Origin of the sequence: Nocardia sp. NPDC051052, from assembly GCF_044456045.1 — a bacterium.
GTDB lineage: Bacteria > Actinomycetota > Actinomycetes > Mycobacteriales > Mycobacteriaceae > Nocardia.
This window is the reverse complement of the sequence record NZ_JBITFL010000016.1, coordinates 1-23,853: the sequence shown is the minus strand read 5'-3', so window position 1 is coordinate 23,853 and position 23,853 is coordinate 1. Positions and strand designations below refer to the sequence as shown.

10 protein-coding genes are annotated in these 23,853 nt (G+C 68.8%); 2 read left to right on the top strand and 8 right to left on the bottom strand.

Annotated features, from left to right (window positions below):
* Positions 1-2 precede the first annotated feature (2 nt).
* From ACIBCN_RS37950 to ACIBCN_RS37920, 7 genes are read right to left on the bottom strand one after another with little or no spacing between them, the layout of a single operon-like run.
* Positions 3-962, bottom strand: a complete 960-nt coding sequence (locus ACIBCN_RS37950) for a hypothetical protein (RefSeq protein WP_396996909.1) — start codon at positions 960-962, stop codon at positions 3-5.
* A complete protein-coding gene (locus tag ACIBCN_RS37945) occupies positions 959-2,719 on the bottom strand; it encodes a fatty acyl-AMP ligase (protein WP_396996907.1) in 1,761 nt (586 codons plus the stop codon). Before ACIBCN_RS37945 ends, ACIBCN_RS37950 begins: the two co-directional genes overlap by 4 nt.
* On the bottom strand, positions 2,716-8,394 hold the full coding sequence (locus ACIBCN_RS37940) for an amino acid adenylation domain-containing protein (RefSeq protein WP_396996905.1): 5,679 nt from the start codon (positions 8,392-8,394) through the stop codon (positions 2,716-2,718). Before ACIBCN_RS37940 ends, ACIBCN_RS37945 begins: the two co-directional genes overlap by 4 nt.
* On the bottom strand, positions 8,387-11,368 hold the full coding sequence (locus tag ACIBCN_RS37935; RefSeq protein WP_396996904.1) for a type I polyketide synthase: 2,982 nt from the start codon (positions 11,366-11,368) through the stop codon (positions 8,387-8,389). Before ACIBCN_RS37935 ends, ACIBCN_RS37940 begins: the two co-directional genes overlap by 8 nt.
* On the bottom strand, positions 11,365-16,380 hold the full coding sequence (locus tag ACIBCN_RS37930) for an amino acid adenylation domain-containing protein (RefSeq protein ID WP_396996902.1): 5,016 nt from the start codon (positions 16,378-16,380) through the stop codon (positions 11,365-11,367). The genes ACIBCN_RS37935 and ACIBCN_RS37930 overlap by 4 nt, the downstream gene beginning before the upstream one ends.
* On the bottom strand, positions 16,364-19,669 hold the full coding sequence (locus ACIBCN_RS37925; RefSeq protein ID WP_396996900.1) for a type I polyketide synthase: 3,306 nt from the start codon (positions 19,667-19,669) through the stop codon (positions 16,364-16,366). The genes ACIBCN_RS37930 and ACIBCN_RS37925 overlap by 17 nt, the downstream gene beginning before the upstream one ends.
* A gap of 15 nt (positions 19,670-19,684) precedes the next feature.
* A complete protein-coding gene (locus tag ACIBCN_RS37920) occupies positions 19,685-20,521 on the bottom strand; it encodes a type II CAAX prenyl endopeptidase Rce1 family protein (RefSeq protein ID WP_396996899.1) in 837 nt (278 codons plus the stop codon).
* Positions 20,522-21,182: 661 nt separating this feature from the next.
* On the opposite strand from ACIBCN_RS37920, the gene ACIBCN_RS37915 reads away from it, so the two are divergent.
* The gene (locus tag ACIBCN_RS37915) at positions 21,183-22,595 is read left to right on the top strand and encodes an MDR family MFS transporter (protein WP_396996898.1); all 1,413 of its coding nucleotides are present in this window, start codon (positions 21,183-21,185) and stop codon (positions 22,593-22,595) included.
* Positions 22,596-22,619: 24 nt separating this feature from the next.
* Here ACIBCN_RS37915 and ACIBCN_RS37910 read toward each other — a convergent pair whose 3' ends face one another.
* Entirely contained in the window at positions 22,620-23,087 is a 468-nt protein-coding gene (locus ACIBCN_RS37910) for a hypothetical protein (RefSeq protein ID WP_396996897.1), read from the bottom strand.
* Positions 23,088-23,385: 298 nt separating this feature from the next.
* Here ACIBCN_RS37910 and ACIBCN_RS37905 point away from each other — a divergent pair.
* On the top strand, positions 23,386-23,853 hold a 468-nt coding region (locus ACIBCN_RS37905; protein ID WP_396996895.1), incomplete at its 3' end, for a transposase.

Genomic DNA, 23,853 nt, shown 5'->3' with positions numbered 1-23,853 from the left:
GTCTACTCCCGCTCCGTGCGCGGGTGGTGCGCGAAAGCCAGGTGCTTGCCTTCGTATTCGGCGAGCGACAGCAGTGTCTCGGCGATGCGCGCGGTCTGTACGGTGCCGCCCGCGGCCGCCCGCATCCTGGCGTGCATCAGCAGCGGCGGCAGCTTGCGCCACTGCGTGACCGCGCGTTCCCAGTGGTCGCGTCCGGCCGCGTCGAGCAGTTCGGGGTCGAGGTCGGCGGCCCACAGCAGCAGTTCGCGCTGACGCAGCGCCTGCCACAGATCGTCCAGCTGAGTGAAATCGTCTGGTGCCGAGGCGAACTGGTAGCGACTGGCCAGCGCGATGAGCGCGTCGGCACCCACCAGGCGGTCCTCCCGGGGTGACAGTGGCGCGACCGGATGGGATTCCAGCCATCGGTAGGTCTTGCCGAGGTGAATCGCGTCGGAACCGGCCATCGCCCGCTCGCGCAGCAGCGCGACCGTGTCGTCTCGGCCCAGGCCGACCGACCATTCGCGTAGCTCGGCCGCCGAAAGCACCGGAATCCGTTGCCCGGTCTGCTTGCCGAGCTCGGTGGTCATCGTCAGCGGATCTTCCACCACCCAGCCCTCGATGGTCTCGACGATGGCCAGCCAGTGCGGCGCGTGCCAGCGCTGGTACCCGTGCTGCCACGGCAGGTGGAAGATGTCGGCGAGCAGCACTACCGAACCGTGCTCGGCGACTTGCTCTTCGAGCGCGTGATAGGCCGTCGCCCAGTCGTCGTCGCCGTTCACGCGCAGGCCCAACGCGGGCAGCGGCGGGGTCGCGTCGTGCTCGAACAGCAGCAGGTCGTCCTCGGCGGGGCGCACGGACAATGTCGGCCCGCCCGCGAGTAGTGGCCGCCACCACTGGGTTTCGCCGCGCGCCACCAGCGCGCTGGCCAGCGCCGCGGTGAAGCAGGTCAGCTTGTCGCCGTGGGTGGCGAGGGCCGTGGTCATTTCGAGCCCCGGAGGGTGCCGTCGAGGTAGGCGGTGCGCGAGGCGGAGCGTTGGATCTTGCCGCTCGAGGTGCGCGGGATCGCGCCGGGGCCGAGCAGCACCACCTCGTGCACACCCACATCGTGAATGCTGAAGATGGCCTGGCGCACCGCGTTTCGTAGTTCCTGTGCGATCGTTTCATCGCCGCCGGGGATCCTGGCCTCGATGAGCACCACGATCTTTTCCTGCACGCCGACCTCGACGGAGAAGGCCGAGCACCGACCGGGCAGCACCAGGGAATGCGCCTTCTCGGCCGCGTCCTCCAGGTCCGGCGGATAGTAGTTGCGGCCGTCGATGATGATCAGGTCCTTGAGCCGGGTGGTCGGATAGATCTCGCCGTCGTGCCGGAACCCGATGTCGCCGGTGCGCAGGTAGTACTTGCCGTCGCGCGGCGAGAGTTCGCCGCGGAAGGTGTATTCGGTCTCTTCGGGCCGGTTGTAGTAGCCGGTGCAGACGGCCGGGCCGGACACCCAGATCTCGCCGAGCCGGTCGTCGGGCAAGGCCTGCTTGGTCTCCGGGTCCACGATCTGGATCGTGGTGCCCGGTGCCGCCGCACCACCGCTGACGATGTCCGCGCCGTCCTTGGCGACGACCACCTGACCCGAGGCGAGCGCCGCGCGGTCCACCGTGACGGTCTGCACGCCGGACAGGGTGCGCCAGTTCACCGACACGATCAGCGTCGACTCGGCCAGCCCGTACCCGGCGATCAGCGTCGACCGGGCCAGGCCGTGGCCGGCGAACGCCGCGTGGAACTTGTCGATGGTGCTCACCCGCACCGGCTCCGCGCCGGAGAGGGCATAGCGCCAGCGGCTCAGGTCGATGCCTTCGAGTTCCTGCTGGCCGATGCGATCGGCGCACAGCTCGTAGCCGACGTTCGGGGAGGCCGCGAAGACCTGCGCGGGGTTGTCGCTGATCGCCTGCAGCCAGCGCTCCGGCCTGCGCAGGAACGACGTCGGCGACATCTGCACCACGCCGTGGCCGCTGATGATCGGCATGACCACGCCGATCATCAGGCCCATGTCGTGGAACAGCGGCAGCCAGCTGACGAAACCGACCTCGTCCTCGGCGGAAATGCCGACGTGGTACATCATTTCGTAGACCTGCCTGGCGTTGTCCAGCAGTCCGCGATGCGGCACCATCACCCCGGCGGGCGTGCGGGTGGAACCGGAGGTGTACTGCAGCAGGGCGATCTGCTCGCGGTCCACCAGGACCGGCTCCCAGTCGATCGCGAGTTTCTCGTCGACCTCGCCGGTGGTGACGATGAGCCGGGTCGTGTCGGTCGGCGAATTGTCCAGCCACGCGGTTACATTCGCGAGCGCGCCGTCGGTGGTCACGATGCAGGCCGGGTCGGCGTCGACGCAGACCGCGTCGATGCGTCCGTTGGCGTTGTGCGCGCTCGGCGGGTACAGCGGCACCGCGATGATTCCGGCGTAGAGGCAGCCGAAGAACGCCTTCACGTACTCCAGGCCCGGCGGCAGCAGCAGCACGGCCCGGTCGCCGGGGTGCGCGACCTGGAGCAGGGTGGCCGCGTATGCCCGTGCCGCGCGGTCGATCTCGGCATAGGTCAGCGACTCGGTCGCGCCGTGCTTCGAGGTCGAATCCGGGTAGCTCAGAAAGCTGTACGCGATCTTGTTCGGCCGTTGCGCGGCCTGGTTTGTCAACGCGCGCACCAACGTGTCGTATTCGAGCGCACCCCCGGTGAGCAGTGTTGTGGTCATACTCCGACCTCCTGTGGTGACGGTGCGGCGAGGAAGCCGACCTTCCGGAAGTAATCCAGGTAGCGGATGAACAGGTCGCGGGAGACCGGCGGGCAGTGCACGCCGACCCCATCCAGTGCGGTGACGGCCTTGTCGACGTCGAACTGGATCAGCGGGGTGAGCCCGTCGTTGGCGCTCAACAGGCTCAGCACGCTGAAGGACGCCGATCCCGGCCCCGCGTCGGCGGCGTGCGCGGCGATCGCGTCGCGCCACTGGTCGAGGGCGACCAGTCGCACCGGCCGGCCGCTCTCCCGCAGCCAGCCGATGGCGTCGGTGAAGCTGCACGGCCGCGGGTTACGCAGGTGGTAGATGTGGGTGCCCGGCCGCGGTGTGCGCGCCAGCTCGACCATGGCCGAGCCGGTGAAGTCGGCCGGGGCCAGGTCCACCGCGAAGTCGACCTCCGGCGCGAGACCCACCTCCTGGCTGGCCTTGACAAGCAGCCAGAAGAAGTCGCTGGTCTGGCAGGCGCCGGTGCGGCTGTCGCCGCCGATGCGGCCCAGGCGGAACACACTCACCGGCAGGCCGCGCTCCCCCGCCTCGGTGACCAGTCGCTCGGAAACCCATTTGCTGCGCAGATATCCGAGGGATAGCTGCGAGGGGTCCTGCGCCGGTAGCGGTTCGGCGACCCGGCCGTCGACCGCGTCGCCGGGGCCCAGCACGTACAGCGAGGACACGAAATGCAGTGGGGCGCCGCTGGTTCGGGCCAGCGTGATGAGCTCCAGGGTGCCCCGGACGTTGGCCGCCTCCAGCACCCGGTACGGCAGCGCGAAGTTCACCTGCGCGCCGTTGTGATAGATCGCGTCGATGGTGCGGCCGAGTAGCAGGAACTGCTTTTCGGACAGTCCGAGTCGCGGCGCCGCCAGGTCGCCGAGGACCGGGATCACCCGGTCGAACCCGTCGCGTGGCAACTCGTAGCTGTCGAAGGTGGCGGCCAGCCGCGCCAGGCCCGCTTCGCGGCTGTCGGCCCGCACCAGGCAGTGCACGCGGGAGTCGGTGCGCGCCAGCAGTTCATGCAGCAGGAACGCGCCGACGAAGCCGGTCGCCCCGGTGAGCAGCACCTCGCCCGTGCTGGGCGGCGTGCCGGTCCACGGTGCGGCGGGCCACGATCCGATCGCGGCGGCCACCTCGGCCTCGAGGTCGATCGCTTCCTCGGCCGCGGTCTCACCGGCCAGCAGCGCGACCACGCCCGCCACCGTCGGCCGGGCGAACAGCGAGCCGAGCGGAATGTCCTCGCCGAAGGTCTGTTTCAGCCGCAGGATCAGCTGGGCCGCCAGCAGCGAGTGGCCGCCGAGGTCGAAGAAGTTGTCCGCACGACCGACCCGGGGGATGCCGAGGACGTGCGCGAAGACGCCCGCGACGCGCTGCTCGAGCGGGGTGCGCGGCGGCTCGTACTCCAGGGTGTTGCGGCGCAGCACCGGTGCGGGCAGTGCGCGTCGATCCAGCTTTCCGTTGGTGGTCAACGGGAATTCGTCCAGTACGAGGACCGCGGCGGGCACCATGTGCTGCGGCAGTCGCCGGGCCAGGTGGGCTCGCACGTCGACGACCAGATCGTCGCGGGCCTTGACCCGCAACGGATCCGAGATGACCAGGTCGTCCGGCCATTCGGCGTCGCGCGCCCCGGGGACGGACGGCAATGCCACGTCCCAGCCGGTCACCACCACGTCGTAGCGTCCGCCCGGGCGGCGCAGCGCCTCGATCCGGTACGGCACCCGATCGGCAAGGGCGAGATAGTCTTCCGGGCTGACGCCGCCGGAATCGGCGAGCGCGGCGCGGATCTGGGCGGCACCGGCGCGGCCGCGCGACAACTCGGCGACCACCGCGAGCGGACCGGCCACCCTGGCATCGAGGACGTCGGCGATCAGCACCGCCGCGGGCCGATCCCGGTCGAGCAGCTCGGCCAGCAGCTGCGGTGTTGTCGTCGCGTCGAGCAGCTTCGGCCGCACCGGCAGGCCCCGTTGACCCGCGAACAACACCGCGTCGTAACGGAATCGGGACATCTCGTTGAGGTACTCGCCACGCTTGAGCCGGATCCTGGACCCGGACAGCGTCGGGTGGGTGGCCACGAAGTCCTCGAAATACCGTGGTGCGATCACCAATTCGGCATCCCGATCGAGGGCGGCGCGCACGGCAGGGGCGAGCTCGGCGGCGCCGGCGGACGGCGCGTTGGTCGCCTCGACGGTCGCGTGGAACGCCTCGCTGAGGGTGAGGTCGCGGACGTCGCCGACGAACAGCACGCCCTCGGGGGCGAGCAGGCCGACGACCGAATCCAGCACCCGGGTCAGGTAGTCCGCGCTCGGGAAGTACTGCACCACCGAGTTGATCAGGATGACGTCGTACGGTCCGGCGACGTCGTAGGGCAGTTCGTCGGCGGCGCACCTGTCGAGCCGGACGTGCTCGAGATCCGCGTTGCCCTCGATGATCTTCGTGCGCACGTTCTCGATGGCCGACGCGGAGACATCGGTGGCGTCGTAGACCGCGCACTGCGGTGCCAGCCGGGACAGCAACAGGCCGGTGCCGCAGCCGATTTCCAGTACCCGCCCGTGCTTACCCACCCCGCCGGCTCCGCCGGCTACCGTCCCCCAGGGGGCGAGGGTGCGCACCGCGGCGACGGTCGCGTCCACCCATTCCCGCATGTGCTCCTCGGGGATGGCGGCATTGGTGTACGAGTCGTTCCAGCCGGAGATGTCGAAATCAGCGTCGCCGTCGTGGCCTTGGCGGTAGGTGCTGTTGAACACGATCTGCCAGTTGGCGACCTGGTCCTGCTCCGCGACGGCCGCATCGGCGGTCGCGTCGCCCGGCGTGAAATAGGCGACCAGGGACAGGTTTCCGCCGGTGTCCTTGCGGGCCAGCACGACCGACTGATCGACGCCGGGGTGCGCGGTGATCGCGGCCTCGATCTCGCCGAGTTCGATGCGGAAACCACGCACCTTGACCTGCTGATCGATGCGGCCCAGGTATTCGAGGTCGCCGTCGGCTCTGCGGCGGGCGAGGTCACCGGTCCGATAGACGCGGCGGCCGAGCACCGGGCTGTGCACGAACCGTTCGGCGGTGAGGTCGTCGCGGTTCAGGTAGCCGCGCCCGACGCCGGGCCCGGACACGAGCATCTCCCCGGCCACGCCGTCCGGCACCGGACGGCCCGCCGGATCGACGATCAACACGCCGAGATCGGGCAGCGGAACGCCGATCAGGCTGCCCGCCGCCGACAGCACATCGGCGCGGGTGAGTTCGCGATAGGTGACGTGCACGGTCGTCTCGGTGATGCCGTACATGTTCACCAGCCGGGCAGCGTCGCTGAAACGATCGAACCACGGTGTGAGCGTGGACAAATCGAGCGCCTCGCCGCCGAAGACCACCCAGCGCACCGCGAGTTCGATGCCCGGCGCGTTCTCCAGCGCGCGCAGCAGCTGGGTGAACGCCGACGGGGTCTGGTTGAGCACCGTGACCTTTTCGCGGGCAAGCAGTTCCGCGAATTCGGCGGTGGACCGGCTGACCGGGCCCGGCACCACGACGAGGCGTCCGCCGTAGAGCAGCGCGCCCCACATTTCCCAGACGGCGAAGTCGAAGGAGTACGAGTGGAACATCGTCCACACGTCGGCCGGGCCGAAGCCGTACCAGCGGGCGGTGGTCGAGAACAGGCGAACCACGTTGGCGTGCTCGATGACAACGCCCTTCGGAACGCCGGTGGAGCCCGAGGTGTAGATGACGTAGCACGGGTCGTTCGGCCCGGCCTTCTCCAGCGGGAGGTCGGGCACGGTCTCGTCGGCCTGCTCATCGATGAGCAAGAGCTCGGGGCCCGGCGCCGAGGTCGAGACGAGCGAGCTGTGGCTGATCACCAGCCGCGCACCCGAGTCGGCGATCATGAACTCGATCCGGTCGGCCGGGTACATCGGGTCCAGCGGGACGTAGGCGGCTCCGGCGCGCAGCACCGCGAGGATGGCGACGACCACGTCGGCGGAACGGTCGAGGTGGATGCCGACGAACGAGCCACGGCCGACGCCGCGGGCGCGCAGACGCTGGGCGAGCAGGTCGGCGGCCGCCGCGAGCTCGCCGTAGCTCAGCGCGCTGTCGCCGAAGGTGAGCGCCACCGCGTCGGGGGTTTGGATCGCCTGCGCCGCGAACAGCTCGTGCAGCGTGCGGGCGGGCTCGGCGCCGGGCTCGCTGGGCAGTGCCGCGGCGATGGCTCGTTCCCGCTCGTCTGCTTCGAGAAAATCGAGTTCTGGCAGCGGGGTGTCGGGGTTGGCGACCACCGCGGTCAGCAGGGCGACGAAGTGGCGCGCGATGGCGGCGACGGTCGGCTCGTCGTAGAGGTCGACGTCGTACTCGAACGCGCCGAACAGTTCCGCGCCGACCTGGCGCAGGGTTACCAGCACATCGAATTTGGTAGTGCCAGAATGCACTTCGACGTACTCGGCGCTGAGCCCGGGGATGGCGAGCTCGGGCAGCGAGGTGTTCTGCAGCACCACGGCGGTGCGGAACAGCGGCGAATGGCTCAGTTCCCGATCGGGGCGCACGTGCTCGACGACGAGGTCGAACGGCGCCTCCTGGTGGTCGAACGCGTCGAAGACGACCCGCTGCTCCCTGGTCAGCAGTTCACGGAAGGTCGGCGCGCCGGACAGGTCCGTGCGCAGCGCGAGCGCGTTCACGAAGAACCCGATGAGCGGCTCGATCTCGGGTCTGGTCCGGCCGGCGATCGGCGTGCCGACCGTGATGTCCTCCGCGCCGGTGTAATAGCGAAGCAGCGCTTTGAATCCCGCCATCAACGCGATGAACAGGGTGGCGGGACGGTCGTTCACCCTGACCTCGTCGGCGAGGCGCCGCAGGCCGGACAGCACCGGCGCCGGAATCGTGAACAGCACTCGGGCGCCACGGTTTTCCGGCTCCAGCGCGCGCGGCCGGTCGGGGTGGAAGGTCACCAGCGGCGGCTCGTCGCCGAGCACGCCACGCCAGTAGTCGAGGTCGGCGCCGAACTTGTCCTGCTGCGCGAGATCCTGCAGCCAGGTCGCGTAGTCGGGGTACTGCAGCGGCAGCTCCGGCAGCTCGGGGAGGTGCTTGCCCGCCGTGAGATCGGCGTAGGCGGACATCAATTCGGTCGCGAACACCCCGAGCGACCAACCGTCGGAAATGATGTGGTGCATGGCGACGGCGAAGATCGAGTCGTCCTCGCTCAACCGCACCAGCAGCACCTCGACCAGCTGACCGGACAGGTCGAAGACGGTCCGGCTGAACTGCTCGACCTGCGCGGTCGCGTCCGCCAGCGGCCGATTCGGATCCAGCTGCGACGACGACACCATGGTCATCGGCAGCGGCGCCACCGGCCCGACCACCTGGACCGGAACACCGTCGCGCACTTCGATGCTGGTGCGCAGCGACTCGTGCCGGGCGACGACCAGCGACAGCGCGCCCTGCAGGGACGCGATGTCGAGGCGGCCGCGCAGGCGCAGCGCCAGCGGCATGGTGTAGGTCGCCCGATCCGGGAACAGCTGTTCCAGGAACCAGATTCGCTGCTGCGCGGCCGAAAGCGGCGCGGCGGCAGTGGGATCGGGACGGCGTGGGATGCCGGCCCGCGGTGTGCCGCCCGCGGCCCACCGCCGCAGCAACGCGCGACGGGAGGCGCCGGTATCGACGAGTTCAGGCATTGTTGCTCCGTTCTTCGGTCGCCCCCGGCTGGTTGAGCAGCAGCTCGACCTCGCTGTCGGACAGTTCGTCCAACCGCTGCATCAGATGCGCGGCGATGGCGTCGGCCATCCCCGCGGCGGTCGGGCTGGCGAACAGCTCGCCGAGTGCGAGATCCAACGGGAAGATGGACCGCAGCTGCGTCGCGACATGCACCGCGAGTAACGAATCTCCGCCCAGTTCGAAGAAGTTGGCGTCGGTGCCGACCTGCTCGATACCGAGCGCCGCGCACCACACCGCGACGACCTGGTTGCGCACCGAGACGACGAAATCGTCCTCGTCGGAGGTCGCGGCGGGCTCGCTGTCGACCGGCGCGGCGGGCTTGGCTGGTTCGATACGCCGGGGTTGGGTGGCAGTGCTTTCGGGCGGGTCGACCCAATAGCGCTTGAGCGCAAAGGGATACGTCGGCAAGGTGACCGACACCGGTGTCTCGCCGCCATAAATGGCGTCGAAATCGACCGCGACGCCGGACAACCAGAGTCGGGCCGCCGCATCGACGATCGCGGTCTCCGGTGCGCCCGCGCCGAGACCGATGCCGAGCGTGCCGACCGTCGCCGACGCGCGATCGGCGGTGCGCAGGAACGAGACGAGGGACTTACCGGGGCCGACCTCCAGCGCGACGGTCCCCTGGTTCCGGCCGACCAGGCCGAGTGCGGCCTCGCGGAAACGGACGGTGCTGGTCATCTGCCGGGACCAGTAGGTGGGGTCCACGGCCTGCTCGGCGGTGATCGGCGCGCCGGTGACATTCGACCAGAACGGCACCTGCGGCGCTTTACGGGGAACACCGCGCACGAGTTCGGCGAAGCGGGCCGCGGCTTCGTCCATGAGCGGGGTGTGGAACGCGTGCCCGACGGGTAGCAGCGAGCTCGGCACGCCCTCCTCGGAGAGCTCACCGGCCAGCCGGAACAGGGCGGCGGGCGCACCTGCGACGACGCAGCGGCTGGCGGAGTTGTCGGCGGCGAGCCAGACGTCGTCCGGCAGGCGCTCGGCGATGATGTCCGCGCCCTTGGAGATCGCGAGCATGCCGCCGGGTGGCGCGGCCGCCATGATCCGGCCGCGCTCGACCACCAGTTCCAGCGCGTCGGCGAGCTCGAAGACGCCCGCGATGGTGGCGCAGACCAGCTCGCCGAGGCTGTGCCCCAGCAGTTCCTTGGGTTCGGCGCCGAACTCGCGCCACATCCCGGCCAGCGCGTACTCGACCGCGAACAGGGCGACCTGGGACCGTTCGGTGCCCTCGGCGTTGCGCACCGCGGCGTCCAGGTCGAAGCCGGTGCGCTCGCGAAGGATGTCGGCGCAGGCGCGGTACCGGTCGCCGAACGGGCGGACCGTCGCGGCGAGTTCGAGGACGGCCGCGCCGAGCGCGACACCCTGTCCGGGGAACAGCCAGGCGAGCGCGGGGGCGGGCAGGGCCTCCCCCGCCGCTGGCTTACTCAGCGCGGCGGCGGCCTCCGCCGTGGTGCTCGCCACGACCATGCGGCGGTGTGGGAAGCGACGGCGCCCGTGTGCCAAAGTCTGTGCTACCGAGGCCAGTTCGTCCGTTGTCTCGCGCAGGTGCGCGGCGAGCCGAGTCGCGATCCGGTCGGCGTCCCGCGCGGTGCGGCCCGAGATGAGCAGTGCGCGTGGGCCGGACCGCACCGGGGCGGCCGCCTGCGTCGGCGGCTGTTCGATGATCACGTGGGCGTTGGTCCCGCCGATGCCGAAGGCGCTCACCGCCGCCCGCCGCACCTCGTCCGGCCAGGTCCGCAGTTCGGTGTTGACGAAGAACGGGGTTGCGGCGAAGTCGATTTCGGGGTTCGGCCGGGTGTAGTGCAGGCTGGCCGGGATGCGGCCCTCGCGCACGGCGAGCACCGCCTTGATGAACCCCGCCACGCCGCCCGCCGAATTCAGATGGCCGACATTCGATTTCACCGAGCCGAGCGCGCAGTACTGTGCCGCCTCGGTGTGCTCGCGGTACGCCGCGCTCAGCGCCGCCACCTCGATCGGGTCACCCAGCTTGGTTCCGGTGCCGTGCGCTTCGACGTAACCGATGGTGTCGGCACCGATTCCGGCCGCCGACAACGCTTCCCGGATCACGGCACGCTGACCGGCGATGCCCGGAGCGGTGAAGCCGATCTTGTTGCCGCCGTCGTTGTTCACCGCGGAACCGAGGATCACGGCGTGGATGTGGTCGCGGTCGGCGATCGCGTCGGCGAGCCGTTTGAGCACGACAACGCCGACACCCGAACCGAAGACGGTGCCACCGGCCTCGGCATCGAATGCCCGGCAGTGACCGTCCGGCGAGAGGATCGACCCCTCCTCGTAGATGTATCCGGCTTCCTGCGGCACCTGCACGCTCGCGCCACCGGCGAGCGCCACGTCGCACTGGAAGTCGAGCAGCGCCTGCGCGGCCTGGTGCACGGCGACCAGCGAGGTGGAGCACGCCGTCTGCACCGCGACGCTCGGTCCGGTCAGGTTCAGCTTGTAGGACACCCGGGTGGCCAGGTAGTCGGAAGCGTTGCCGTGCAGCGCGTGCAGCTGCGAGCTCGGCGTCTGGAACAGGCTCGCGTGGGCGACCAAGTTTCGCAGCAAGTAGGTGCTGATGCTCGCGCCCGCGAAAACACCGACCGGCGTGGGGTTTTCGGCGGCGATATGACCGGCGTCCTCCAAGGCCTCCCACGCGCACAGCGTGAACAGCCGGTGCTGCGGGTCGGTGAGTTGCGCTTCGCGCGGCGGCATTTCGAAGAACTCGGCGTCGAACTTGTCCGCGTCCGCCAGCAGCGCGCCCGCGTGCACGTATCCGGCAGGCGGGTCGACGGGCATGGACTCCGGGGTGAGCGGGCGCACCGATTCGCGGCCCTCGCACAGGTTGCGCCAATACTCCGTGACCGTGTCCGCGTCGGGAAAGCGGCACGCCATGCCGATTACCGCGACCCGGAACTCGTTGTCGTCGTGTGTCATCGCTGGCTCCCAACGCTGTCCGGCATGGTCTCGGTCGCCTGACGGTGCGCGCGGCGGCGGGCGGCGGCCGCGCGCCGGTCCTTACCTCGGTCCGCGTCCTCCTGCGGCGCGGTACGTCCGGCCAGCGACTTGGCCAGCCCGTCGACGGTCGGCGCCGCGAACAGGTCGGTCATCGCCAGGTCCACGCCGAGCCTGCGCTCGAGCAGTCCACGCACCCTGGCCAGCGCGAGCGAATGACCGCCGAGGTCGAAGAAGTTCTGCCCGAGACCGATCTCGCGGTCGAGCACCTCCGCCCATACCTCGGCGACGACGCGTTCGAGCTCGGTCCCCGGCGGTGTGTACACCGGCGCCGCGGCCGGGGCGATCTTCGGCAGCTTCGCGCGATCGAGCTTGCCGGTGAGGCCGCGCGGCAGGCTGTCGAGGACCATGTATGCCGACGGAATCATGTAGTCCGGCAACCGAGTACGCAGATATGCCGAGAGCTCGAGGTAGTCCGGCTCCAGCGGTCCGTCCTGGGTGAGGTAGGCGACCAGCCGGGGCACGTCCGCATCGGCGTCGAGTACGACGGCGGCCTCGGCGACCGTCGGATGCGACCGCAGGAACGTCTCGGCCTCGCCCGGTTCCACCCGGTGGCCGCGGATCTTGACCTGGCGGTCCTTGCGGCCGACGAAGACCAGTCGGCCGTCGGGCAGCCGCCGGGCGAGATCGCCGGTCCGGTAGTACGGCACGCCGTTGGGACCGGTGCCGAACACCTGCTCGGAGAGTTCCGGCCGATGCCAGTAGCCGAGCGCGACGTGCGGGCTGCGCAGCGCGATCTCACCGTAAACCTCGGTGGGACGGCCACTTCCGTCGACCAGATCGACCTCGACGCCCTCGACCGGATGGCCGATCGGCACGCCGGCGCGGTCCGCGTCCTCAGGAGTGATGATGTGCTGCAAGGCGACCGAGCATTCGGACGGGCCGTACAGGCTCACCAGCCGGCAGGACGGGGCGAAATGCTTGCCGAAGTCGACGACGTCGCCGCGGACCACTTCCTCGCCGCCCAGCGCTACCAAGCGCAACGCGTCCGGCACCCATGGGCCGTCGGTGTCGCTGAGCAGATAGCGGAAAAGCGTTGGGGTGCAGTGCAGCACGGTGACACCGGCGCGTTCGATCTCGTCGCGCAAACCGGCGGGGCCGAACAGGTGCGGGTCGATCACGTACAGCTCGGCCCCGGCCGCCACCGCGCCGAAGGAGTTCAGCACTCCGGCGTCGAAGGTGTAGCGGGCGGGCGCGGCCACCACGTCGTCGGGCCCGATACGCAGCCGCCGGGCATAGGTGACCGCGTGGGCCAGCGCGTTGCCGCTGCTCTGAGCCACACCCTTCGGGCGGCCGGTCGAGCCGGACGTGTGCAGGATATAGGCGAAATCGTCGGCGCTGATATGGGACTTCGCCCAGGTCGACAGATCGTTGGTGGGCACCGTGCTCAGGGCAGGGTCCGGTCGGTCGGTGCGCCCGGACACGGCGAAGACATGCGCGCCGCCGGCGATCGAGCGGGCCAGCTCCGCGAGCGACGGGTCGCACAGCAGCGCGGAAACGTCGGCCTCCTCCAGGATTTCGATCAGCCTGGCCTGCGGCGCCCGCGGGTCGAGCGGCACATACGCCACCCCCGCGCGCAGGGCCGCCCACACCGCGACGAAACTCTCCGGGGTGTGGTCGTAGAGCAGCGCGACGCGGCTGCCGTCGAGTCCGGCACCTATCAGCTCTTTGGCGATAACAGCGGTGATCGCGTCGAGTTCGGCGAAGCTTGTCGTCCGGTCGCCCGCGCGCAGCGCCGGTGCGCTGCCACGCAGGTCGATCACGGCGTCGAGCCGGTCGATCAGCCGCTCGTCCGGATCCGCCTCGGGCACCATCGGGGCGCCGGGTAGGGCCCAGATCGCCCCGGCGGCGGCCTGATCCGGGTTCTCCAGGCCGATCTCGCCGACGAGTCGTTCCGGGTCGGCGACGATGCTCGCGAGCGCGGTCGCGTAATGCCGCAGTGTCCGAACGGCAGTCGGCGCGTCGTAGAGGTCGGCGCTGTATTCCAGGACTAGCTTCGTCGGGCCGTCGGTCTCGTCGACGGTGAGGTCGAAGTCCATCTTGGCCGTCGTCCGCGGCGCGTCCACCAGTTCGACGTCGAGGCCAGGCATGCCGAGCGACGGTGGGGGCGTGTTCAAGTAGTTGAACATGACCTGGGCGAGCGGGGTGCGGCTCATGTCCCTGGTCGGCACCATCGCCTCGATGACCTTCTCGAACGGCAGGTCCTGGTTGGCGTGCGCCGAAAGGACGGTCTTGCCGACGCGCGCGACCAGCGCGGTGAAGGTTTCCTCGGGATCGACCTCGGTGCGCAGCGCGAGGGTGTTCAGGAAGCAGCCGACGAGCGGCTCGACGGCCGAGCGGGTGCGCCCGGCGATCGGCGAGGCGACGATCAGATCCTGTTGGCGGGTATAGCGATTCAGCACGGTGTAGAAGGCGGCGAGCAGCACCGCGAAGGTGGTGACGCCGCTGCGGGCCGCGAGCGCGCGCACCTCGGCCATCACCTGCGGGTCGACCCCGAGCCGCTCGACCGCGCCACGGGAGGTGCGCCGCGCCGGACGTGGCCGATCCCCGGGGATCTCGGTGACGGTCGGGTCGGCCAGCTCGGTCCGCCAGAAGTCCAGCTGTCCGTCGAGCCCGTCGGCGTTGCCACGCTGCCAGCCCGCGTAGTCCGCGTACTGCACGACAAGCGGCGGCAGCGGCGACGGCGCACCCGCGACCTGCGCCTGGTAGTGCGCCGAAACCTCTTGGCTCAGTACGGCAATGGACCAGCCGTCGCACACGATGTGGTGCAGCGCGATGGCGAGCAGATACTCGCCGGGCGCCGACTTGATGAGGTGGTATCGCCACACCGGGCCTTCGGCCAGATCGAACGGCGCGCGGTAGACGCTCGCCGCGAGTTCGGCCTCGGCGGTGCCGCGCCGCTCCGGCGCGAGGGTGCTGAAGTCCGTGAACTCCAGTGGCCGTGGCGAATACGGGCGGATCACCTGACGCAACTGCCCGTCCTCGGTGGTCCGATAGACGCTGCGCAGCACCTCGTGCCGTTGTTCGACAAGTGCCAGCGCCTTTTCCACCGCGGCGACGTCGAGATCGCCGCGCAACCGCAGGCCGCCGGGCATGATGTAGGTCGCGTTGCCCGGATCCATGGTCTCCAGGAACCACAGGCGTTCCTGGGCGTAGGACACCGCCAACAGTTCGCCGTCGGTACGCGGCGTGGCTTGCAGCGGCGGCAGCGAATCCTGCTCGGCGGACGCGGCTTCGATCAGCCGCGCCGCCGTCACGATCGTCGGGCTCTCGAAGAGCTCGCGCAGCGAGATGCCGACACCGAACTCGTCGAGGATCTGCGAAATCACCCGGGTAGCCGCCAGCGACGTGCCGCCGAGCAGGAAAAAGTCGTCGTGGCGGCCGATTTCGGCACGCTCCAGCGCCTGGGACCAGAGGCCTGCGAGGCGGATCTCCCGCTCGCCGATGGGGGCCTCGAACGCCACGTCGCCGGTGTCGTCCGAATCCGGTTCGGCTGCTTCGTCATTCACCACGTACGCACGTACGGGCAGCGCGGCAAGCAGGTCGTCCACCGGAGTCGTCGGCGCGGCGGCCGCCGCCGCGGCGATCGCGAGGAAGTCCTGCGCCAGGTCCGCCGCGGCGGTCGCGCCGAGCAGCTTCGTGTTGTACGTCAGGTGGCAGACCAGCTCCGGCCCCGACTCGGCGACGTGCATGACGAGGTCATAGAGCGTGGCGCCGGTGTCGATGGTCTGCCACTCGACCGTCAGTCCCCACTCGCTCAGATCGGGGCGCTCCAGCATCTGCTGCACGAACAAGGTCTGGAATACCGGGCTGTAGGCCGGATCCCACGGCCCGCCGATGGCCTCGACGACCTGCTCGAACGGGACGGTCTCGTCGTCGTAGGCCGCCATCGCGCTGTCCCGGGTGCGGTGCAGCAGGTCGAGGAAGGTCTGTCCGTCGGCGAGATCGGCGCGGACCGGGACGGTATTCACGAAGTGCCCGATGGTTTTCGCGAGTTCGGCGTAGGGCCGGGCTGCCATCGGGATGCCGACGCAGAAGTCGCGCTGACCCGTGCGCTGCGCCAATGTCAGCTCGTAGCAGGCCAACAGGAAGACGAACGGCGGAATTCCGTTGTCCGCCGCGCAGGCACGCACCGCGTCGGCCACCGCACGCGGGAACGAATTCTCGACGCGCGCACCGTTGTTGCCCACACGCCGCGGTCGGCGGCCGATGGACAGGTCCAGCGGCGGGGCATCGCGCAGCAGCGCGGCCCGTCGCTCGACCGCCACCGTTTGCGATGCGGGCGTGCCGTGTTCGGCACTCCACACCGCGTAGTCGGCGTACTGCCGCGGCGGCGCCGACAGAATGATTTCCGCGCCGTGCAGGACGGCACCGTAGGCCGCCCACAGCTGATCGATCAGCAGTGCGATCGACAATCCGTCCAGCACCAGGTGATGCGCGACGACCGCGAGGATCCAATCCTGTTCGGCCAGCCGGATCAGCGCCCAGCGCACCGGCGGCCGGTCCGCCAGCTCGAACGGCGCGGCCGCCAGGGACTCGAGCAGCTGATCGACCGCCGCCGCTCGCGCCTTCGCGGGCACCAGGCGCAGATCCGGTGTCTGCCAGTCGGCACCCGCGACGTCGACGACCTCGGCCCGCAAACCCTCCGGCGACTCCTTGAACACGGTGCGGAACGAATGCTGCTGCGTGGTCACCGCGTCGGCGGCCGTACGCAGCGCCGCGACATCGAGCGGGCCGGTGATCCGAATGCCCAGCGGCACATGGTAGATCGCGGCGTGACCGGCCAGCTGCTCGTGCAGCCAGATGCCGCGCTGCGCCGGTGTCGCCGGGAACGGCCCCGCGCCCTCGCGCAACGGAACGGTGGTCGTGGAGATGCCCGCGGCGCGGCGTTCGCGCAAACGGGCCAGGGCCAGGCTGCTAGCCGGTGAGTTCATGATCGCTCTCCAAAAGGGCTGCATCGGCTTGCTCGACCATGAGCTCCTCCAGCGCCGCCGCCACCTGAGCCACGGTCGGCTCCTGCAACATGCGCCGGAGCGCGAACTCGATCTCGAAGAGCTCGCGGAGCCTGCGGACGAACTGGGTGGCGGCCAGGGAATGCCCGCCGATGCGGAAGAAGTTCTCGAAGACGCCGACCTGCTCCAGCCCGAGCAGCTCGGCCCACATCTCGGCGACGACCTGCTCGTATTCGGTGCGCGGCGCGACATAGTCGGCGTCGGCAGTGAACAGATCCGTGCTCGCGCGCGAGACCGGGGCGGCCTCGACGCTCGGCACGCCGCCGACGATCCGATACGACTTGCGGTCGAACGGATACAGCGGCAATCGGGCCGGCGGCCGCGTCGTCGCGTCCACGCCGGACCAGCGCGCCTCGTGCCCGCGGACATGCAGTTCGCCGAGCGCCGCCAGCATCACCGAAAGGTCGTCGACGTCGCGGACCAGCGACGGCACCGCGACTCCGGCCCGATCATGATGGCGGAGCAGGCTTTTCAGCATGCCGTTGAGCGCCGGGTGCGGGCCGATCTCGATGAAGGTGCCGATATTGGCGTCGATCATGGCGCCGACCGCCTCGGCGAACTGCACCGGGCGCACCACCTGATCGGTCCAGTAGAGGCCGTTCAGCTGCGCGCCGTCGATCCGGCCGCCGGTGACGGTCGAGAAGAACGGGATGCTGCCCTCGCGAGGCTGGATGCACGGCATGTCCGTCGCGAATTCCGGCAGGCAGTCGCGCATCAGCGGCGAGTGGAAGGCGTAGCGGCCGGGCAGGCGGCGGGTCATGATCTGCTCGCCGTCGAGCCGGTGCAGGAAGCTGTCGACCGCGCCCGTGTTGCCCGAGATCAGCGTCCACTGCGGGCCGTTCGTGCCTGCCAGGTAAACCCGTTGGGGCAGTTCGAGTTCCGCGGCGGGCCGGTTGACAACGGCCATGCAGCCGTTGTCGCGCAGGCGCGCAGTGGCTTTGGCGCGTGCCGCGATGATCTGCGCGGCGGTGCGCAGGTCGATCGCACCGCAGACGTGCGCGGCGGCGACCTCGCCGACGCTGTGTCCCACCACGGCGGACGGGGTGATCCCCCACGATTGCCACAGCGCGGCCAGGGCGACCTGCAGGGCGAACAGCACCGGCTGTGCGGTGCCGGTGTCGGCGAGCGCCTCCTCGTCGCGGCCACGGTCGAGCACGGCGAAGGTGGACCAGCCGAGCTCGATGCGCAGCTCACGATCGACCGCGAGCAAGGCGTCACGGAACACCGGCTGATGCCGAATCAGCTTGCGCCCCATGCCGATCCATTGATTTCCCTGCCCGGTGAAGACGAAGCCCACCTTGCCGGGGCCATTGCGCGGTACTCGACCCGCGGCAGCGCCCAGTGGTAACGAACCACCGGAGATCGAGGTGAGCTGCTCGGCCAGGTCCGCGTGACCGCGGGCGGTGACGGCGACCCGGAACGGATGCTGGGCCCGGCGCGCGGTCGAGGTCTGCGCGAGCTCGGCGATCGGCGCGGCCGATCCGTCGCGCAACGCATCGATCCAGCTGTCCACCAGGTCGAGCGTCGACTGCTCGCTCCGGCCGGAAATGCTGACCAGATACGGCTTTTCGGGTGCGGCCACCGCCGGGCTGTTCGACGCCTGCGCCGACGCCCCGGTGAGGACGGCGTGCGCGTTGGTGCCGCCGAAGCCGAACGAGCTCACGCCCGCCAGCGCGCGGCCACGGCGCTGCGGCCACACCTGGTTCTCGGCGGGCACGTTGAACGGCAGCTCGTCGAAAGCGATGTGCTTGCTGGGCGATTCGAAGTTCAAGTTGGCGGGCACCTGCCCGTGGTGCAGCGCGAGAGCGGTCTTCACCAGACCGGTGATGCCCGCGGCTGCCTCGAGGTGACCGACCACGGTCTTGGCGGAGCCGACGAGGAACTTGTCGTCGCGGTTCTCGGCGAAGACGGTGCCGAGCGCCCGCGCCTCGATGGCGTCGCCGAGGATGGTTCCGGTGCCGTGCGCCTCGATGTACTGCACGTCGCCCGGATTCACCCCGGCCCGCCGGTAGGCGCGACGCAGCACGTCGACCTGCGACTGATAGCTGGGCGCGGTCAGCCCATTGGTACGGCCGTCCTGATTGATCGCCGAACCGAGCAACACCGCGTAGATCCGGTCGCCGTCCTGCTCGGCCTGCGCCAGCGGCTTCAGCACCACCGCGGCGCTGCCCTCGCCACGGACGTACCCATCGGCGCGATCGTCGAAGGTCTTGCACCGGCCGTCGGCGGCCATCATGCCCGCTCCGGCCAGCGATTCGGTGACCCGCGGGTCGAGGGTCATGTTGACGCCGCCGACCACCGCGACATCGCAGTCGCCGTCGTGCAGGCTGCGCAACGCCATGTGCAGCGCGACCAGCGACGACGAGCAGGCGGTGTCCACGCTGACGCTCGGGCCGCGCAGATCGTAGAGATAGGACAGCCGGTTTGCCGCGATACTGCTGGCATTGCCGGTGACCGCCGCGATCGGCATCCCGGACTCGGCCGCGTCGCCCATGCCACGCGCGTAGTCGCCCGCGGTGATGCCGACGAAGGTGCCGGTCGAGGTCCCGGCCAGCCGCTCCACCGGCACGCCAGCGTCCTCGAAGGCGTCCGCGACGGTTTCCGCGAGCAGCCGATGCTGCGGATCCATCGCCGCGGCCTCGGCGTCACCGATGCCGAAGTAGTTGGCGTCGAAGGCGTACGGGTCCTGGAGGAAGGAGCCGAACCACGAACCACGCCGCTCGTCGCGGCGGGCGCCGCCCGAGGGCCAGTCGTGCCTGGCGTCGGGTGCCTCGCCGACCAATTCGCGGCCGTGCCACAGGGTTTCCCACAGCTGTTCGGGTCCGCGCAGCCCGGGGAACGAGCAGCCGATGCCGATGATGGCCACCGGTTCCTGCGCGGCGCCGGTGCGGGGCGGGCGCCCCCCGACTGTGGGCTCCCGATCCGCGGCACCCTGCGGTGCCGGTTCGACGCGGTCCTGTGCCGCGGCCAGTCCTTCGGCCAGGGCGTGCACGGTCGGGTACTCCCATGGGAGGTCCGGCGGTAGCGGTTTACCCATCCAGGTGGAAATCTTGCCGACGAATACCAGGGCGACCGCCGAGGTGAGCCCGAAACTCGAGAAAGGCTCACTCAGTGCGACATCATCCGTGGCAATGTCCAATAAATCTCCGAGCGTTTCGGTGAGAAACAAACTGATCTCGTCGGCCGTCCGACGGGCCATTTCTGCAGACATCTAACACTATCCCTACTACGTAGAAACAGAAGTACGTGGCTCGACTGAATTATCAGTATTGTCCGCGACGGCGGGGACATTAAGGTCGGTGAGGGTTTTCCCGGGGATCTCGGACAAGCCACGCTCGGCCAAGTTGCGCCGGGCTTGGGCCAGCGGAAACCCCAGCACGCGCAGATCATGGAAGAGCTTCACCGCGATGGTCGGCCAGATCGCGCCGGTCAATTTGTAGGTCAGCGCGAGGGCGACACCACCGAATATCACCTGAGCGGAAACGGCGGGACGGAATCCGTGCCGCAGGCCATCGATGACGCCACCGGCAACGATGATCAGGATCCAGAACGGCAGGTCCGGCCACAGCAGCGCGACCGCGTAGATGGTGAAGCCGCGGTAGACGACCTCCTCGGCGGGGGTGCTGAACGAGTTGGCCAGCCACCAGAACCGCTCGATCGAGCTCTCCGGCGTGATGAAGACGACGTACTCGATCTTGTGCGCGATCCAGTCCTTGCCGCGCCGGCCGCCGAGCAGTGGAATCAGCACGGGTCCAAGCAGATACGAGACGTAGATGGCGACGATGGCCAAGCTGATGATCTTCTCGGCGAGGGAGAAGCCGCGGAAGATCGAGAAGTCGAAGTGGGTCAGCCCGAGCTCGTGTACCGAGGTGCCGCTGACGGCGAAGGCGACGATGATGACGGCGAGCGTCGCCCAGGTGCGGAAGACGCCACCCTGATACAGGCGGACGCGCGCGTCGGATCGCTCACCGAATTCCTTCGTGAAGACGCGGACCGAGAATATCTCGAAGAATGGCTCGGCAAAGACGAGATAGACAAGCAGAATTATGCAGAAGATTTCCATCGGGAGGCCCCGTTCACTATCCGGTCGGGTCGGTCTTTACATTTCAGTGGAGTGGGGTCGTCCGCGCCCTCATGCTAGGGACAACTAATTACACGCGGGTTGAGGAAAACATCGGCGATTTGCCCTACTGCCCGAGCTCTAACATCACCTACCTACGGCGTCGTCCTGAACACATCGGCAGACAGTACAACCGTACTGAGATGACTGTCTACAGCTTCCACCTGGAAGCGCCTGTGAGCTGAGACACCGGTTTTATACGGAGTAAGGGCCTCCGCATGCAGTGGGCGCCATACGTCCCATTCGCCGCATTTTTTCGTCCGATTTCACCTGGTCGGACAAACGACGTCAACCATTCAGCACGTGGCATTCAACTGCCGGAAACATTCCGCGCCGGTCTATGGAACGTGGGGTTACGTCAATTTGATAGCTATTTATTTGCTGTAGATGTGCGGGCGTCCAACATCGTATGTACGGCCGTCCAACTGCGGGCCACAGCATCCCTACGCGGCGCGGCCTCGATCGGTGCCGAAGCCAGCCGATCGCAGGTTCGCCGCGGACCACCTCGACACCCGAACGCCGAAAATATTCCGAGCGGGAATAGCTGAGGCCGGACTACGTTCCTTGATGGTGGTTAGTCGAACAAACGAAAGGGGCCGCGCGCGTGGCAACCGAGACAGTGGCATCGTCGGTCGGCTTCCGATCGGAGCGTGGCGCCATACTCGGTGCGCTGATGCTCTCGACGGGCCTAGTGGCATTGGATTCCACCATCATCGCCACCGCGGTGCTCACCATCACCAGCACGCTCGGCGGATTCGCGCAGTTCCCCTGGCTGTTCTCCATCTATCTCCTGGCGCAGGCGGTCACCGTCCCGATCTACGGCAAGCTCGCCGACACGGTCGGGCGTAAGCCAGTCCTCATGTTCGGGATCGCGGTGTTCGCGCTTGGCTCGCTGCTGTGCGGGCTGGCGACGAGCATGCTCGGGCTGATCATCTTCCGCGCCGTGCAGGGCATCGGCGCCGGCGCGATCCAGCCGATGACGATGACCATCGCCAGCGACCTCTACACGCTCACCGAACGCGCGAAGGTGCAGGGCTATCTGGCGAGCGTGTGGGCGATGTCCTCGGTGGCGGGGCCGCTGCTGGGCGGCGTCTTCGCCGATTACCTCAGCTGGCGCTGGATCTTCCTGATCAACCTGCCGCTGTCGGCCGTCGCGGCCTGGATGCTGCTGCGCAAGTTCACCGAGAGCGCGCCGCGACGCAAACAGAAGGTCGACTATCTCGGCGCCGCCCTCTTGACGGTGGGCGCGGGCGCCCTGATCCTCGGCTTGCTCGAGGGCGGGCAGGCATGGGCGTGGAACTCCCCCGCCGGCATCGGCATCTTCGTCGGCGGTGCGGTCCTGCTGGTGCTGTTCGGCCTGGTCGAGCGGCGGGCGGAAAACCCGATCCTGCCGCTATGGGTGTTCACCCGCCGGGTGATCATCGCGAGCAGCCTGGTTTCCGTGCTCGTCGGCACCATCCTGATCGGCTTGACCTCCTACGTCCCGACGTTCACCCAGGGGGTGCTCGGCACCGGCGCGCTGGTCGCCGGACTCACCGTCGGCGTGCTCACCCTCGGCTGGCCGATCGCCGCCTCGCAGGCCGGAAAGCTGTACCTGCGCATCGGGTTTCGGTCGACCGCGCTGATCGGCAGCGGGCTGGCGACCGTGGGCGCCGCGACAACGCTGCTGATCAACGAGGATTCCACGCTGTGGCAGGTCGCCGGATCGTGCTTCGTGATCGGGATCGGCATGGGCCTGGTCGCGACGCCGACGCTCATCGCGGCGCAGACGAGTGCGGACTGGTCCGAGCGAGGCGTGGTGACCTCGGCCAATATGTTCGGTCGCTCGATCGGCAGCGCGGTCGGCGTCGCGATCTTCGGCGCGATCGTGAACGCGCGGGTGGGCCACACCGATCATCCGGCGGCGTCGACCCTGTCGTCGGCGGTGCATCTGGTCTTCATCACGGTCTTGGTGATGGCGGCCGTGATGGTGCTGGCCGCGGCGTGCATGCCGGGCCGCAAGACCGTCGTCGCCTAGTCAGGTGAACCGCCCGGTAGCGGGTCAGTGTGGGCTGATTCCCACTACGAAGGGCAGACGCAGTTCGACCGGGTCCCGGTTCGTATTCTCGACCGTCAGACTGCTGATGAAGGATTTGTCGCCGAGTTCTGGTACGCAGAGGTCGCTGTTACAGGCCGCGGCCGGGGGCTCGATGTTGTTCTTGTCGTAGAGATAGGACACGGTGAGGACCGCGGGAAGGTCATGCGAGACAGTGACCTCGCCGTCAAGATTCCGACAGGTGACAGCTGATCCCGTACCGAACCGGTCTGTAGAGCACGTTGCGGTGGAGATGTTTCCGGCTTGCCACACGGTGAGCGTTGCTATCGACAGTGATTTCGCGGGCACCTTGAGTGTGGCCTTGTATATCCTTTGCCCTCGCGGGATGGTGAAGGTGGCGCCGGTCTTCCCGCTCCATTTGGAGTTCAGCAGCAAGGTCTGGGTAGTGATGTCCCTGTCTCGGGAGAACAGCACGTTGACATCGCGGCCGTCCAGCGGGAGGGCTTCCCATCTGATGTCCGCCCCGGCCTCGATGAGTTCTTCGGCTACTTAACACTGGCGGTAGGACTCGATCCCGGCCAGGATCGGGTCCAGGTGCCCAGTGAGAAGCTCCCAAATCGGCTGCCCACCTGCAGTATTGGTGTGGCTCAATAATGGCTTGCGTCTCACCGGTCACCGTGCCGGGAATGGCTGAAGAGGGGTTTGCCCACAGCTCGAAGTAGCGGTGCCTTCCCGCACGGACACCATCCGCGGATTGGGAAGGACGCCACTGGTGACGGTCATCATCGGAATGGACCCGCACAAACGCTCAGCCACGATCGAGATCATCGACCCCGCAGCAGCGGTGTTGGCCACGGGCCGATACGGCACCGACAACACCGGCTATGCCGAAATGCTCAGCGCCGGACAACGATACCCACAGCGAGTATGGGCAATCGAAGGGTGCAACGGCATCGGCCGACATATCGCGCACCGGCTGGTCCACGACGGAGAGACTGTGATCGACGTGCCGGCGAAACTCTCGGCACAAGTGCGGGTATTCGCCACCGGCAACGGTCGCAAGACCGACCCCGTCGATGCGCATTCAGTCGCTTTGGCGGCACTGCGGTCACCGAACCTTCGTCAGGTGCACGCGGATTCGGAACTGATCGCATTGGGCATGCTGGCCGACCGACGCGACGAGCTCGGCCGCGCCCGCACCGACACCGTCAACCGCCTGCACCGACTGCTGCTGGAACTG

Bases quoted from the DNA above. Each gene is read 5' to 3' on its own strand.
- ACIBCN_RS37950 (WP_396996909.1), bottom strand. From the start codon at position 962: ATGACCACGGCCCTCGCCACCCACGGCGACAAGCTGACCTGCTTCACC.
- ACIBCN_RS37945 (WP_396996907.1), bottom strand. From the start codon at position 2,719: ATGACCACAACACTGCTCACCGGGGGTGCGCTCGAATACGACACGTTG.
- ACIBCN_RS37940 (WP_396996905.1), bottom strand. From the start codon at position 8,394: ATGCCTGAACTCGTCGATACCGGCGCCTCCCGTCGCGCGTTGCTGCGG.
- ACIBCN_RS37935 (WP_396996904.1), bottom strand. From the start codon at position 11,368: ATGACACACGACGACAACGAGTTCCGGGTCGCGGTAATCGGCATGGCG.
- ACIBCN_RS37930 (WP_396996902.1), bottom strand. From the start codon at position 16,380: ATGAACTCACCGGCTAGCAGCCTGGCCCTGGCCCGTTTGCGCGAACGC.
- ACIBCN_RS37925 (WP_396996900.1), bottom strand. From the start codon at position 19,669: ATGTCTGCAGAAATGGCCCGTCGGACGGCCGACGAGATCAGTTTGTTT.
- ACIBCN_RS37920 (WP_396996899.1), bottom strand. From the start codon at position 20,521: ATGGAAATCTTCTGCATAATTCTGCTTGTCTATCTCGTCTTTGCCGAG.